This window comes from Amycolatopsis sp. cmx-4-83 (assembly GCF_046548815.1).
GTDB lineage: Bacteria > Actinomycetota > Actinomycetes > Mycobacteriales > Pseudonocardiaceae > Amycolatopsis > Amycolatopsis pretoriensis_A.
Genome location: NZ_JAEBEF010000017.1, coordinates 164,573 through 178,883 on the forward strand (window position 1 = coordinate 164,573; position 14,311 = coordinate 178,883).

The following is a 14,311-nucleotide window of genomic DNA, read 5'->3' on the forward strand; positions in this document are numbered from 1 at the left end:
CGTGCGGACCTTCCTGAAGTGGTGCGCACTCGTCGTCGCCGTGCTCGCCGTCCCGGCCGTCGGCGCGACCGTCTCCGCCCTCTCGGCGTTCGATGCCCTCTACGCCCCCGGTCCGGCGCGGCCCCTCCCGGCCGCGGCGCCGGTCCCCCACGACCCGGCGAAGCCGACCGCGGTGATCGTCGTCGGCGACCACGGCGCCGTCGTCTCCGACGCGCTGGCGCCGTACGAAATCCTCGCCTCGACCGGCAAGTTCAACGTCTACACGGTCGCACCGCACCGCGAGCCGGAGCCGCTGACCGGCGGCCTCGACCTGGTGCCGGACTTCGGCTTCGACGACCTGGCCGCGCGGCTCGGCCCGAAGGCGCCGGACCTGGTCGTCGTACTCGCTCTGCCGGACGTCGGCGAGCCCGGCAGCGACGTCGTCACGGCGTGGCTGCGCGCCCAGGCCGCTCACGGCGCGAACCTGCTGAGCGTCTGCAACGGCGGCGGGGTGCTCGCCTCGGCGGGGCTGCTCGACGGGCGCCCGGCCACCGCGCACTGGCTGAAGCTCGACGACTGGGCGAAGGAGTACCCGGCCGTGAAGTGGGTGCGCGGGCAGCGGTTCGTCGACGACGGCGACGTCGTCACCACCGCCGGGGTCCTCTCCGGCATCGACGGGACGCTGCACTGGGTCGAGCGGCTCGCCGGGCCCGCGGTGGCGGCCGCCACCGCTGCGAAGATCGGCTGGCGCCACTACGGCACCCAGGTGCCGGTGACGCCGCCCGCCGGGGTCCCGGACGCCGCCGCGATCGTCAACGCGGGGTTCCGCTGGAACCCCGACACCGTCGGGGTGCTGCTCACCGACGGTGTCGGGGAGATCGAGCTGGCCTCGGTGTTCGACACCGAGGGGCAGTCGCTGTCCTCGCGCACGCTCGCCCTCAGCGCCGGCGGCGGCCCGGTCCGGTCGCGGCACGGGCTGACGTTCCTGCCGCGGGCGGCGCTCACCGCGCCGGGCCTCGACCGGCTGCTCGTGCCGGGCGCGGCCCGCGGGATCACGCCACCGGCCGGTGGGCCGGCCCCCGAGTACGTCCACGACCGGCCCGGCTTCGCCTACGACACCGCGGTGAGCCGGCTCGCGCGCAGCACCGACGTGGCCACCGCCCGCTGGACGGCGAAGGTGCTGGAGCTGCCCACCGACGGGGTCGTGTTCGAAGGCCGGGCCTGGCCGTGGCTGCCCACCGCCGTGCCGATCGTCTTGATCCTGCTCGGCGCGGCGGTGGTCGTGGCCGTGCGCCGGATCAGGGCGCCCAGGGCTGGGCCACGACCCAGCTGACATCGTCGTTGTACGATCCGGCGGCGTCCCAGGCGTGGGCGCCGCTGGTGTCGGCGATGTAGAGGGTGTTGTTGTAGTGCCGCAGGTACTTGCCGGAGTAGTTGTAGGACCGGAACGACGAACCCTGGCCGTTCTTCCCGGTCACCGGGCAGAACGTCGCGTCGGCGCGGAAGGCCGCGCTGCCGTCCATCGGCTGGCGGTACACCTGGAAGTTGAAGTGCCGCAGGAAGTCACCGGGGTAGTTGCGGGATTCGAACGACACGCAGGACGCGCTGGCCAGCCCGCGGCGGACGATCCAGGTGGCGTCGCCCTTGTCCAAAGTGGAACTGACGGCCGAGATCACCGCGTTGTCGTTCTGGTGGCGGATGTAGTCGCTCGTGCAGCACGCGGTGGTCGCGCGCAGGGAGATCTCCGAAGCGGGGTTCAAGGTGCCGGTGGAGCCGGTCGGGCCGCCGTAACCGACCGACACGACGTTGGCCTGGACCGCGTTGTCCGCCGCGTCCGACGGCAACCCGGCGGTCATGACGCCTTCGAAGAACGAGCCGATCGAGCCGTTGCTGTTGTCCCCGCCGGTGCCCAGCACGATCGCGCCTTCCTGGTGCATCGGCGAATACCCGGCGCGCGTCGGTTCCGGACCGGAGTACGTCGTCCGCAGGCCGCCGGACTGGGCGTTGGCGTCCTTGAGCGCGAAGAAGTTCTGGCCGTTGTTCTTCAGCAGGGCGGTGACGAACGGCGCGGTGATCCCGGTGTTGGCGGTGTTCTGGCTGCCGCCCGCGCTCGACTGGAACAACCCGTTCTCGAGGTCGGCCTGCACCCACGGGCCGGCGCCGTGGCAGGGCTGGAACCAGCACTCGGTGCCGAAGTTGAGGGCGTCCATGTGGCCGTTGCCGGTGTCCTGGTTGTTCGTTTCGGCGTTGCCGTAGTCGAAGCAGCAGGCACCGTTCACGTGGGTGCCGGAGGTGATCATGTACATGCCTTCGGGCTGCCCGTTCTTCGCGACGCCGGACGTCGAGTTGTCGCGGTAGCCCATGCGGCCGGAGAAGGAAGCGCCGTAGACCTGGTGGCCGCCCGCGGTCACCGGCAGGGCGTCCGCCGGCACGCCGGTGTCCTGCCCGCCCGCGCCGCCGGGGCCTTCGATCGTCAGGTCGTTGTGGCGCGGCGACTGGTCGTAGAGCTCGGTGATCAGGCACGTCGTCCCGGCGCAGAAGGAATCCTGCGCGGCGGCGTTGGCGTACCCGCCCGCGGCCAGCAGGCCGATGTTCGTCTTGGCGCCGTCGGACGCGCGCTGGACCTGGTAGAGCGGGCCGTTGTAGGCGGCGTAGAGGGCGCGGGTGGTGCTGTGCGCGGCGACGCACGGTGTGCCCGCGGCCCCGTAGATGTCGCACGGCAGCGAAGCGGCGGCCGACGCGGTCGAGGCGGTCATCAAGCTCGCGAGTGCCAGTACCACGGCACCGGCGAGCGAGAGCCAAAACCTCGGCCGACTGTTAGCGCTAACATTCTTGCCGTCTCGACGGTGAGACATAAAAGCCTCCATGGCTTGGCCGAATGATGTGAGCGTTACCAGCGAGCACTATCCAGTCCGATCCCCCGTTCGTCAACGCCCCCATCAGTCGCGAAACGGACATCCTTGCGATCTAAAACGATTTACATTTACCTGCACCGATGCAGCGCGTGCGCCCCGGTGGAGTATTGCCAACGTGTGAGTTCGTCATTACAGTCACGTATCACGTCTTATTGAAACGTTCAAATTCGTCGCCCATCCCCGCCACCAGGGAGCCCGTATGCTGCCCTCCAAGCTTTGGCGCGCGACCACCACCACGCTCGCCGCGATCCTGGTCCTTTCGGCCGCCGCGGTGCCCCCGGCCGGCGCCGCGCCACCCGTCGACCTCGCCGGCGCGCACTGGATCTGGTACCCCGAAGGCGACGCCCGCGTCTCGGCGCCCGCCGCCACCCGGTACTTCCGCACGACGTTCACCATCCCGGCCGGCGCCGTCACCGACGCCCGGTTCGCCGTCACCGGCGACGACACCGCGGACGTCTGGCTCAACGGCACGCCGCTCGCTTCCTCCGCGCGCACCGCGGATTCCTGGCGGACGGCGCTGACCGTGGACCTGAAGCCGGCGCTCAAGCCCGGCGTCAACACCCTCGCCGTCGCCGCCCGCAACGCCGGCGGACCGGCGGGCCTGCTCGGGCGGCTGCGCGTCACCACCGGCTCGGGCACCACGGACGTGACCACCGGTGGCACCTGGAAGAGCGCGACCACCGCGCCGGAAGGCTGGGAACAGCCCGGTTTCGCCGACGGCGGCTGGGCCGCGGCCCAAGACCTCGGCGCGTTCGGCACGGCACCGTGGGGCACCGGCATCAGTGCGCCGAACGGCTCGGACCAGACCCCGCTGTCGGTCGCGAGCGCCACGGTCGGGCAGCGGGTCAACCCGCTCGGCGTCGACCCGGCGCAGCCGCGGTTCGGCTGGAAACTGGGCTCTTCCGCACCGCAGCAACGGCAGTCCGCGTACCAGCTCGTGGTGTCCGCCGGCGGGACGGACGTCTGGGACAGCGGCCGCGTCGCTTCCGCGCAGCAGGCCGACGTGGCCTACGGCGGTCCGGCGCTGGCCTCGCTCACGGCGTACACCTGGCGCGTCCGCGTCTGGGATGGCCAGGGACGGCAGAGCGGCTGGAGCGCTGTGCAGCGCTTCGAAACCGCGTTGCGCGCGCCGACGACGGAATGGACCGGCGCGTTCCTCGGCCGCGCCACCGCGGGCCCGGACCTGGCCGGCGCGAACTGGATCTGGTACCCCGAAGGCGATCCGCTCGGCGGAGTGCCCCCGGCCACGCGGTTCTTCCGCAAGACCGTGGACCTCGCGGCGGCGCCCGGGAAGGCGACGCTGGTCGTGACCGGCGACGACACCGCGACCGTGTGGGTCAACGGCACGAAGGTGAGCGATTCCCCGCGGGTCACCGACTCGTGGAAGACGGCCGCCGTCGTCGACGTCGGCAGCCTCCTCACGGCGGGGTCCAACACGGTCGCGATCAGCGCCGAGAACACCACGCAGAGCCCGGCCGGGCTGATCGCGAAGCTGACCGTCCCCGGTGGACCGGCCGTGAGCACCGACGGCTCGTGGAAGGCGAGCCAGACCGGCCCGGACGGCTGGCAGCAGCGGACGTTCGACGACAGCTCGTGGACCGCGGCCCGCGCGCTGACCGCGTACGGCACCGGTCCGTGGGGCGCGAACGTCGCCGTCTCGGCGCCCTCTCCCCTGCTGCGCAAGAGCTTCACGGTCTCGAAGCCGGTGGCCAGCGCGCGGCTGCTGACCACCGCGCTCGGACTGCAGGAGACGCACCTCAACGGCGTCAAGGTCGGCGACGAGGTCCTCGCACCCGGCTGGACCGACTACGCAAAACGCGTCCAGTACCGGGTTTCCGACGTCACCGGGCAGATCCGGCCGGGCGAGAACGCGCTGGGCGCGATGCTGGGCAACGGCTGGTACTCCGGCAGCGTCGGCATCGCCGGCAGCCAGAAGTACGGCACCGAGCCGTGGTACTCGGCGCAGCTCGTGCTGACGTTCACCGACGGGACCAGCACGACGGTCGCGTCCGACGGCACCTGGAAGACCGCCGACGGCCCGATCCGCGCCGACGACCTCTACCAGGGCGAAACGTACGACGCCCGGCTCGCCCCGGCGGGCTGGGACCGGCCCGGCTTCGACGACCGCGGCTGGGCGGCACCCCGCCTGCGGTCCGGTGCGAAGCCGAACCTGGTGTCCCAAGTGGACAACCGCGTCACGGTGCAGCAGGAGTTCGAGCCGGTCGCGTGGACGCAGCCGAAGCCCGGTGTGTGGGTGGCCGACCTCGGCCAGAACTTCAGCGGCTGGAACCGGCTTTCGGTCACCGGAGCGGCGGGTACGACGGTGACCGTCCGGCACGCCGAAGTACTCAACCCGGACGGCACGATCTACACGACGAACCTGCGCGCGGCGCAGGCGACCGACCGCTTCACCCTGGCGGGTACCGGGAGCGCGGAGACGTACGAGCCGCGGTTCACCGTCCACGGCTACCGGTACGTCGAGCTGACCGGCCTGCCGTCAGCTCCGACGGCCTCGACGTTGACCGGCCGGGCGATGTGGACGTCCGGCGCGCAGACGGGCACGTTCACGACGTCGAACGCGCTGGTCAACCAGCTGCAGCACAACATCTTGTGGGGTGAGCGGTCGAACATGCTGTCCGTCCCGAGCGACTGCCCGCAGCGCGACGAGCGGCTCGGCTGGACCGGCGACATCGGGATCTTCGCGGGTACGTCGACGTTCAACCTCGACGTCGCGAACTTCCTCGGCAAGTTCAGCGACGACCTGGTCGACGCGCAGCACGACGACGGCTCGTTCACCGACGTCGCGCCGGGTGTGCTGGGCGGCTCGGGCACGGCGGGCTGGGGCGACGCGGGCGTCATCGTGCCCTACACCCTGTGGCAGCGCTACGGCGACACCGGCGTGATCGACGAGCACTACGCGGCGATGGTCAAGTGGGTCGAGTACCTGCGCTCGACCTCCGGCGCGGACCTGATCCGCGACCACCAGACGTTCGGGGACTGGCTCAACGTCAACGACAACACCGCGCAGGACCTGATTTCGACCGCGTTCTTCGCGTGGTCGGCGCGGCTGGTCTCCCGGATGGCGGCGGCCACCGGCCGGACGGCGGACGCGGCGAAGTACGGGACGCTCGCCGACCAGATCGGGGCGGCGTTCACTTCGCGCTTCTCGCAGGCCGACGGCACGGTGGGGTCCGGTTCCCAGGCCGGGTACGTCCTGGCGCTGGCGTTCGGGCTGCTCCCGGCGGCCCGCGTCCAGCCGGCGGCGGACAAGCTGGCCGCCCGGGTGGCGGCGGCGAACGGGCACCTCAGCGTCGGCTTCCTCGGCGTCGAGAACCTGCTGCCGGTGCTGGCCGCGCACGGCCACGCCGACGTCGCGTACCAGGTGCTGCTGCAGCCGGGCTTCCCCGGCTGGGGCTACATGATCGGCCACGGCGCGACGACGATCTGGGAGCGCTGGGACGGCATCAAGCCGGACGGCACCTTCAACGACCCGGGCATGAACTCGTTCAACCACTACGGCCTCGGCTCGGTGGGCGACTTCCTGTACCGCTCGGTCGGCGGGCTGTCACCGGCGTCCCCGGGGTACGGGTCGCTGCTGGTGGCGCCCAGGCCGGGCGGTGGGTTGACGTCGGCGAAGTCGGCCTACGAGACGCCGTACGGCGGCGCTGTCAGCGACTGGTCGGTGTCGGCCGGGAGGCTGACGCTGCGGGTGACTGTCCCGCCCGGGTCGTCGGCGACGGTCAAGGTCCCGACGTCGAACCCGGGCGCGGTGGTGGCCCCGGCGGAGGCGGTCCCGTCGGCGGCGGGGACGTACTTCGTGCCGGCGGGTTCGTACGTGTTCACCGCTCCCGCGTAGGGAGTCAGCCGGTGCCGCCGCCTTCGCGGGGCGGCACCGGCCGCACGGTGAACTTCAGGTGGAAGTTGTCCAGGGTTGCCGGGAGTGCGCGGTCCGGGGCCAGTACCCCGCCCGCCGTCTGCTCGAACGCGTGGTTGCGCAGCAGGTTCGCCAGCAGCGTGCTGACGCAGAACTGGACCAGGTCACGACCCGGGCAGATCGCCGGGCCCGCGCTGAACGGGACCAGGGCCGGGTTCGCCGCCGCGCGGCCGTCCAGCCAGATGTCCGGGGCGAAGCTGTCGGCGTAGGGCAGCTCCGGGTCTCGGTGGAAGAACGGCGTGTAGACCAGGACCGTCGTCCCCGCCGGGCCCCACGGCGTCTCTTCGGTGCTCTCGCGCAGCAGCATCGGCGTCGTCGGCCACAGGCGGATCGCGTCCAGTGCGCACGCCCGCAGGTAGCTCAGCTGGTGCGGCTCCCCCGGGTCGATCCCGGCGATTTCCCCGCGGGCGCGATCGGCCGCCGCCGGGTGGGTGGACAGCAGGGCGAGGGTCCGGAAGGCCACCATGCCCGCCGCGTCGAAGGCGAACAGCCAGTGCGCCACCTGGTCGGCCGCCGTGCCGTCGCCGGGCGTGGCGGCGATCGCCGCGGCCAGGCTGCCCGGCTCCGCTCGGCCGAGGTGGGCGGTCAGGCGTTCGTGGAACTCCGCGCGCACCCGCTTCCGCCGCGGGTGCGCGTACGCCCAGTTCGCGTCGAAGCGCAGCTTCTCCAGCAGGTCGGTGAGCGTTTCGTCGTCGCGGGCCCGCTCGCCGAGCACCACGCGCCGGACCAGCCGCCACCAAGCGACGTTGAAGGCGTCCCAGTTCAGTTCGCCCTCGTGGGTCGCCTCACCCAGCAGGACGGCGGTCTCGTCCGCGATCGCCCGGGCGAAGGGCCCGGCCAGCTCGTGCAGCGGACGGCCCGGCTCGAGCACGGCTTCCGTGAAGGCCCGGCGCGGCTCGCGTTCCGCCGCGTCCGAGATCAGCAGGCCGTGCGGCTGGAAGTGCCGCAGCGCGGCCCGCTTCTCCACTGTGGACGGACTGAACGGCGTCGGCGCGGCGGCCAGCAGCGCGCCGACGTCTTCACCGGACAACGCCAGCTCCACCGACCGGCCGGGCACGCGCAGCTTCAGCGGCCGCCCCTCGTGGCGCTCGCGCAGGCGCCGCAACAGCTTCACGGCCGGGCGGTCGGCCTGCAGCTTCTCAACCAGCGCCATCGCCGGCGGGCGGCGCTTGATCACCCCGCCGACCAAAGTGGGCAGTGCCACACCGATGGCGACCTTGACCGTCTCGGCCACCGAAGCGGTGTCGATCTTCCCTTGGGTGGAGGTCATGGCGCCCGGCTACCCTGGGCCGCCCCGCCGGAAACGCCGTCAGCCGCGCAGTGCGACGTTCAGCACGTCCCCCGCGTGGTCGAGGCAGTCCGCGCAGATCACCGCGTCCCGCGCGGCGCAGTCCACGCGCAGCAGCGGACGCCGCAGGCCGAGGAACGTCCGGCGCTCGCGACGGCCGCAGAAGTCGCAGACCGCGGCCAGCGGCGACGTCACCGCCGCCAGCACGTCACCCGCCGGAGTCCGGCGGTCCGCGCCGTCCCGGATCACCCGCAGGCCGGCCCGCACGCAGTCCAGGCAGATCGGCCCGGACCGGCCGGGGACCCGCGGGTAGAGGTTCCGGCCGCAGAACCGGCACGGCCGGCCGGCCCCGTTGCTCGCCGTCACGCCGCCTCCTCACCGGTTTCGCCGCACGCACAGCCGGGAACTCCGGGCGCGACGCACCTTGACGGCCAACGCTACTCCGGCACGGCCGATCCGGGGCGACGGCGGACCCGGCTCACGCTCGGCTTGGTCCCGGCACGGACCTCCCGCCCGGGCGGCACGGCTTGAGCGGGCAGGAGGAACCCTTGTCGTCGTTGACGGTGCTGTTCGGTGTGGCCGGACTGCTCGCCCTCGCCGCCGCGATCGTCCCGAAACTCGTGGCCGACCGGCCGTTCTCGGTACCGCTGGTGATGCTGATCGCCGGGATCGTGCTGGGCCTGCTGCCGCTGCCGGCGCCCTACGGCAACGGCTGGAGCGATCCCGCCGCCCACCTGGAAGGCGTCGAATCCTTCACCCAGCTGGGTATCCTCGTCGCGCTCGCCGGGGCCGGCCTGTCCGTCGACCGCCGGTTCGGCCTGAAGCGCTGGGGCTCGACGTGGCGGCTGCTGGCCCTGACCATGCCGCTGTCGATCGCGGTGATCGCCGTGCTCGGGTACTGGTGGCTCGCGCTCGCCCCCGGGGTGGCGCTGCTGCTGGCCGCCGCGCTGGCGCCGACCGACCCGGTGCTGGCCGGGGACGTCGGCGTGCCGCACCCCGACGTCGAACCGGACCTGGCCAGGAACAACGAAATCCGCTTCACGCTGACCACGGAGGCCGGGCTCAACGACGGCCTGACCATGCCGTTCGTCCTCCTCGGCCTCGCCCTGGCGGGCAGCAGGCCGAACCTCGACTTCTCGTGGGTGCTGGTGGACCTCCTGCTGCCCGTGGCGATCGGCGTGCTGGTGGGGCTGCTCGCCGGGCGCGCGCTCGGCTGGGCGATCTTCCACACGTCGTCGGACCGGCTGCGGCTGGCCGAATACGGCGACGGACTGGTCCTGCTCGCGCTCGCCTTCCTGCCGTACGCGCTGGCGGAAGTGGCCCACGGCAACGGTTTCGCCGCCGTGTTCGTCGCGGCGGTCGTCGTCCGCAAGCTGGAGCGGGAGCACGACTACCACGGCGTCCTGCACGCCTTCGGCCACCAGCTGGAGCGGCTCTTCGTCCCGCTCGCCCTGCTGGGGCTCGGGCTCGCCATCGGCGACGGGCTGCTGCGCGGCCTGCGCGTGCTCGAAGTGGTGATCGCCGTCACCGCGGTCCTGGTCGTGCGGCCGGTGATCGGCTGGCTCTCGCTGTTCGGCAGCTCCGCCGGGCGCCCGGCCACCGCGGCGATCGCGTTCTTCGGCGTCCGCGGCATCGGCACGCTCTACTACCTGGCTTACGCGCTCAACCGGCTCCCGGTGCCGCAGCAGGACGTGCTGTGGCGGGTCGGCGCGCTCGCCGTCGCCGTGTCGGTGCTGGTGCACGGCGTTATCGCGGAACCGGCGATCCAGCGGATCGAACGGATGGGCGGCCACCTCCCGGCGACCTGATGTGTAGATCCGCGACGGCCGGGTAACCACTTGTCAAGGCCCTTTTGGCGACTGGCCGATCCGGAAATGTCGCCGCAACGGGAAGGTGCACCCCGATGAACGACAAGATCGAAAACAAGGGCGAAGAGCTCAAGGGCCGGGCCAAGGAAGCCGTCGGCGACGCCACGGGCAACGAGCAGTGGCAGGCCGAGGGCAAGTCCGACCAGGCCAAGGGCTCGCTGAAGCAGGCCGGCGAGAAGATCAAAGACGCCGTGAAGGGCGTCAAGGACAAGAACTGACCTGTCCTGCCGCTGCCGCACCCCGGGCTTCCCGGGGTGCGGCAGCTTTTCGCGTTCGGGGGCGACCATGTTCGACGGCTTCACGCTCGACCACGTCGACGTCGGCGACGTGACCCTGCGGGTGCGCCACGGCGGTTCCGGCCCGCCGGTCCTGCTGCTGCACGGGCACCCGCGCACGCACACGACGTGGCACCGCGTAGCCCCGCGGCTGGCGGAGCGGTTCACGGTGGTGTGCCCGGACACCCGCGGCTACGGCGAGTCCACCAAGCCGCCCACCGACGCCGGGCACACGCCGTACAGCAAACGCGTCATGGCGGCCGACTGCGTCGCCTTGATGGAGCACTTCGGGCACCCCCGGTTCTTCGTGGCGGGGCACGACCGCGGCGCGTACGTGGCGACGCGGCTGGCGCTCGACCACCCCACGGTGGTGCGCGGCGCGGCGATCTTGGACGCCGTCCCGATCGGTGAGGCCCTCGCCCGCTGCGACGCGCGGTTCGCGCGCGAGTGGTTCCACTGGTTCTTCTTCGCCCAGCCGGAAAAGCCCGAACGGGTGATCACCGCCGACCCCGACGCCTGGTACAATGTCGGCACCAAGAACACGCCCGAGCGGCTCGGCGAAGCGAACTTCGCCGACTTCCACCGCGCGATCCACAACCCGGCGACGGTCACCTCGATGCTCGAGGACTACCGCGCGGGCCTGGGCATCGACCGCGCCCACGACGACGCGGACCAAGCCGCCGGGCGGCGGATCACCTGCCCGGCACTGGTGTTGTGGTCCAGCGACGACGACCTGGCAGACCTCTACGGCGACGTCCTGGACGTCTGGCGCGGGTGGACGACCGACCTGCGCGGGCACGCGATCGAGTCCGGGCACCACATGGCCGAGGAGAACCCGGAAGCACTGGCCACCGCGCTCGGCGACTTCTTCGGCGGGATCCAGGGTCGCGATTGTTCGACGGCCGGGCCGAGCCGGGCCGCGGTCGACGCACCTCGGACGCGTGACGGCGGGATCTAGCGCACCCGGCGGGTCCCGTCACCGAGCGGTTCCGTGCGGCCCGCCGCGTCGAGGCGTTCCAGCAGCGGGATCATCACCCGGCGAGTGCTGTCGAGCGCCTTGCGCGCCTCGGAAACCGTGAACGGGCGCGGAAGCCTGCTCAGCTCGGCCACCGCGCGGTCCTCCGCGTCCGGGCCGAGCACGACCCCTTCGGCGAGCGCTGTCAGCCGGCCGAGGCGGGTCGCCGCCGCCAGTTCGCGTCGGCCGAGGCCGAGTGCGCGCAGTTCGTCCGCTTCCGGGGCGCGGAACGGGTGCTCGACCAGCCGCTTCGCCACCGCTTCGAGGGCTTCCTCGACCGCCGGGGCGAGCCCGGCGCCGGGGCGGCGGACCAGCCCGCCCGCGACCTCGAAGCCCGTCCCGCGCAGGACGGGGACGACCAGTTCGGGCGCGGGCAAGCCGAGCCGCTGCCGCAGCGCTTCCACCGGCACGCCCGCGGCGATCCGGTCCCAGCCGCCCACGATCTCCGCCGCCTCCGCGCGCAACGCCGTGAACCGGTCCTGGTCCGCGCACCAGCCGCCCAGGCGCTCCCCCGTCTCGGGCAGGCCCATCGCGGTGAAGTCGTCCGCGCGGACGAAACCGTGGCGGCGCAGGTAACTCCGGGCGAGGTCGGGGTCGGTCAGCTCGCGGCCGCGGTCCCGCGCGGCGCCGCGGCGCGACAACGGCGGCGGGCGGACGTCCAGGACGTCGAACCCGGCGGCGATCCGGTGCTCGCCCGGGTCGCGCACCAGGCCCCGGTCCCCCACGCGCAACGGCAGCGCGGTGGTCGTGGTGAGCCGTGCGGTGTCCGTCCCCAGTGGACGGACGCGCACCGGCCGCGCCACCGTTCCCAGGTGCAGCACGAGGTCCCGGTGCAGGTCGGCGGCCGCCGCACCGCGCAGCCGCACGTCGAACTCGGCCGTGGTGCGCCAGCGGCCGGGCGTCAGCAGGACGTCGCCGCGGCCGACGTCACCCCGCGGCGTGCCCCGGAGGTTCACCGCCACCCGGGCCACGGCGGTGACGCTGGTGTGCGGCTCCCCGAGCGCCTGCAGGCCGCGGACCTTCACCGGCGTCGTGCCCAGGTGCAACTCGTCGCCGACGGCGATCGTCCCCGCGGCCAGGGTGCCCGTGACGACCGTGCCCGCCCCGGACACCGTGAAGGCGCGGTCGATCCACAACCGGACGTCGGCGGCGGGATCGGGTGCGGACAGGCCGCCGGTCAGCTCGCCGATCGCCGTGCGCAGCTCGTCGAGACCCTCGCCCGTCCGGCCGCTGACGGCGACGCTCGGCACGGTGCCCAGCGACGTCCCGGCGATCTCGGCGAGCGCCGCCCCGGTGGCCGCGGCCGGATCGGCGCGGTCCGCCTTGGTCACGACCAGCAGGCCGCGGCGGACGCCGAACGCGGCCAGCGCGGCGAGGTGCTCCGCCGACTGCGGCATCCAGCCCTCATCCGCGGCGACGACGAACAGCACGGCCGGCGCGGGTCCGGCCCCGGCCAGCATGTTGGGCACGAACCGTTCGTGGCCCGGCACGTCGACGAACGCGACGTCCTCCCCGCCGATCCGCGTCCACGCGAACCCGAGGTCGATGGTGAGCCCGCGGCGGCGCTCCTCGGCCCACCGGTCGGGCTCCATCCCGGTCAGCCGGCGGACCAGTGTGGACTTCCCGTGGTCGACGTGGCCGGCGGTGACGATCACCCGCATCGGCGCACGGCTTCCCGCAGCTTCGCGTCCTCGTCCGGGCGCACGGTCCGCAAGTCGAGCAGGCAGCGGTCGCGCACGACCCGGCCGACGACCGGCGGCTCGCCCGTCCGCAGGGCCGCCGCGTACCGCGCGGGCAGGCTGACCGCGGCACTGGGCAGTTCGACGCCGGGCGCGCCACCGCCACCGACCGCCGCGGCCGATTCGACGGCTTCCGCGCCGAGGTCCCGCAGGCTCCGCGCCAAGGCTTCGGCGCGGCGTCGCAGGTCCTCGACGGACGCTTCGAGCGCGGCGCGCACCGGGGGCACCGGGCCGCGCAGGGTCGCTTCGAGCGCGGCGAGGGTGAGCTTGTCGACGCGCAGGGCGCGGGCCGCGGGGTGCCGCCGCAGCCGTTCGATCACGTCCTCGTCGCCGAAGAGCAGCCCGGCCTGGGGACCGCCCAAGAGCTTGTCCCCGCTCGCGGTGACGACCGCGGCGCCCGCCCGCAGCGCGGTCGCCGCGTCCGGTTCGTCCGGCAGGAGCGGGTGCGGGGCGAGCAGGCCGGAGCCGATGTCCGCGACGACCGGTACGCCGAGTTTCGCCAGCTCCTCGAGCGGTGCTTCCGCCGTGAACCCGGTGATCCGGTAGTTCGACGGGTGGACCTTGAGCACGAAGCCGGTGTCCGGGCCGAGCGCGGCGGCGTAGTCGCGGACCGACGTCCGGTTCGTGGTGCCGACTTCCCGCAGCCGCGCGCCGGTCGACGCCAGGAGGTCCGGGATGCGGAAGCCGTCGCCGATTTCGACCAGCTCGCCGCGGCTGACGACGATCTCGCGGCCGGGGGCCATAGCGAGCGCGCAGAGCAGGAGGGCGGCCGCGTTGTTGTTGACGACGTGGACGGCGCCGGCGTCCGGCACGGCGGCGGCCAGCGCGGACAGCGCGCTCCGGCCGCGGCGGGCCCGGTCACCGGTCGCGAGGTCGAACTCGACATCGGTGGCGCCGCCGGCCGCGACGAGGGCGGCGAGCGCGGCCGCCGACAGCGGGGCGCGGCCGAGGTTGGTGTGCACGACGACGCCGGTCGCATTGATCACCGGCCGCAGCGAAGCGGCACTCCCGGGCAACCGCGCGAGCACGGTGGCGGTGACGTCGGCCGGGGCGAGTTCCCCCGCCCGCGCCGCCCGCTGGACGTCCTGGACGACGGATTTCACCAGGTCACGACCCAGTTCAGCGGCGGCTTCGGCGATCCCGGGCTCGGCCAGGAGCGCGTCGGTGCGCGGGATCGCGCGGCGGGGGTCAGGCATGGCGGAGGCGGACGGGAATCGAACCCGCCAGCGGCAGGACCTGCCGCTCGGCGATTTTGAAGATCGCGCCGGTCACCAGGCCGGATACGCCTCCCTGAACCA

The 14,311-nt window shown here is 73.2% G+C and carries 10 protein-coding genes and 1 tRNA gene; 5 read left to right on the forward strand and 6 right to left on the reverse strand.

What is annotated here, in order from left to right; all coding sequences use genetic code 11:
• The first annotated feature begins 1 nt into the window (after position 1).
• Entirely contained in the window at positions 2 to 1,312 is a 1,311-nt protein-coding gene (locus tag ACLJQM_RS41580; protein WP_410635822.1) for a DJ-1/PfpI family protein, read from the forward strand.
• Here the strand turns inward: ACLJQM_RS41580 and ACLJQM_RS41585 are convergent.
• Positions 1,278 to 2,735, reverse strand: a complete 1,458-nt coding sequence (locus tag ACLJQM_RS41585) for an alpha-L-arabinofuranosidase B (RefSeq protein ID WP_247023076.1) — start codon at positions 2,733 to 2,735, stop codon at positions 1,278 to 1,280. The two genes, ACLJQM_RS41580 and ACLJQM_RS41585, sit on opposite strands and share 35 nt — an antisense overlap.
• Positions 2,736 to 3,093: 358 nt before the next feature.
• On the opposite strand from ACLJQM_RS41585, the gene ACLJQM_RS41590 reads away from it, so the two are divergent.
• Positions 3,094 to 6,750 (forward strand): family 78 glycoside hydrolase catalytic domain, encoded by a 3,657-nt coding sequence (locus ACLJQM_RS41590; protein ID WP_410635824.1) that lies wholly within the window; start codon positions 3,094 to 3,096, stop codon positions 6,748 to 6,750.
• 4 nt (positions 6,751 to 6,754) lie between these two features.
• Here ACLJQM_RS41590 and ACLJQM_RS41595 read toward each other — a convergent pair whose 3' ends face one another.
• Positions 6,755 to 8,098 carry a cytochrome P450 gene (locus tag ACLJQM_RS41595; RefSeq protein ID WP_410635826.1) on the reverse strand — a complete coding sequence of 448 codons (1,344 nt, stop codon included), beginning with the start codon at positions 8,096 to 8,098 and terminating at the stop codon, positions 6,755 to 6,757.
• A 39-nt stretch (positions 8,099 to 8,137) separates the two neighbouring features.
• The gene (locus ACLJQM_RS41600; protein ID WP_410635828.1) at positions 8,138 to 8,482 is read right to left on the reverse strand and encodes a hypothetical protein; all 345 of its coding nucleotides are present in this window, start codon (positions 8,480 to 8,482) and stop codon (positions 8,138 to 8,140) included.
• Positions 8,483 to 8,664: 182 nt separating this feature from the next.
• On the opposite strand from ACLJQM_RS41600, the gene ACLJQM_RS41605 reads away from it, so the two are divergent.
• The 3 genes from ACLJQM_RS41605 (at position 8,665) to ACLJQM_RS41615 (ending at position 11,217) form a co-directional block, all read left to right on the forward strand.
• Positions 8,665 to 9,924 (forward strand): cation:proton antiporter, encoded by a 1,260-nt coding sequence (locus ACLJQM_RS41605; RefSeq protein WP_410635830.1) that lies wholly within the window; start codon positions 8,665 to 8,667, stop codon positions 9,922 to 9,924.
• A gap of 95 nt (positions 9,925 to 10,019) precedes the next feature.
• Positions 10,020 to 10,202, forward strand: a complete 183-nt coding sequence (locus ACLJQM_RS41610; protein ID WP_247023071.1) for a CsbD family protein — start codon at positions 10,020 to 10,022, stop codon at positions 10,200 to 10,202.
• Positions 10,203 to 10,269: 67 nt separating this feature from the next.
• On the forward strand, positions 10,270 to 11,217 hold the full coding sequence (locus ACLJQM_RS41615; RefSeq protein WP_410635832.1) for an alpha/beta fold hydrolase: 948 nt from the start codon (positions 10,270 to 10,272) through the stop codon (positions 11,215 to 11,217).
• Here ACLJQM_RS41615 and ACLJQM_RS41620 read toward each other — a convergent pair.
• From ACLJQM_RS41620 to ACLJQM_RS41630, 3 genes are all read right to left on the reverse strand, one after another.
• A complete protein-coding gene (locus tag ACLJQM_RS41620) occupies positions 11,214 to 12,935 on the reverse strand; it encodes a SelB C-terminal domain-containing protein (RefSeq protein ID WP_410635833.1) in 1,722 nt (573 codons plus the stop codon). The genes ACLJQM_RS41615 and ACLJQM_RS41620 overlap by 4 nt on opposite strands.
• Positions 12,926 to 14,209 (reverse strand): L-seryl-tRNA(Sec) selenium transferase, encoded by a 1,284-nt coding sequence (gene selA / locus ACLJQM_RS41625; protein ID WP_410635834.1) that lies wholly within the window; start codon positions 14,207 to 14,209, stop codon positions 12,926 to 12,928. The genes ACLJQM_RS41620 and selA overlap by 10 nt, the downstream gene beginning before the upstream one ends.
• Positions 14,209 to 14,303: transfer RNA gene (locus ACLJQM_RS41630), tRNA-Sec, on the reverse strand. Before ACLJQM_RS41630 ends, selA begins: the two co-directional genes overlap by 1 nt.
• Between the last annotated feature and the right edge of the window lie 8 nt (positions 14,304 to 14,311).

Bases quoted from the DNA above. Each gene is read 5' to 3' on its own strand.
- ACLJQM_RS41615 (WP_410635832.1), top strand. From the start codon at position 10,270: ATGTTCGACGGCTTCACGCTCGACCACGTCGACGTCGGCGACGTGACC.
- selA (WP_410635834.1), bottom strand. From the start codon at position 14,209: ATGCCTGACCCCCGCCGCGCGATCCCGCGCACCGACGCGCTCCTGGCC.
- ACLJQM_RS41585 (WP_247023076.1), bottom strand. From the start codon at position 2,735: ATGACCGCCTCGACCGCGTCGGCCGCCGCTTCGCTGCCGTGCGACATC.
- ACLJQM_RS41620 (WP_410635833.1), bottom strand. From the start codon at position 12,935: ATGCGGGTGATCGTCACCGCCGGCCACGTCGACCACGGGAAGTCCACA.
- ACLJQM_RS41610 (WP_247023071.1), top strand. From the start codon at position 10,020: ATGAACGACAAGATCGAAAACAAGGGCGAAGAGCTCAAGGGCCGGGCC.
- ACLJQM_RS41590 (WP_410635824.1), top strand. From the start codon at position 3,094: ATGCTGCCCTCCAAGCTTTGGCGCGCGACCACCACCACGCTCGCCGCG.
- ACLJQM_RS41595 (WP_410635826.1), bottom strand. From the start codon at position 8,098: ATGACCTCCACCCAAGGGAAGATCGACACCGCTTCGGTGGCCGAGACG.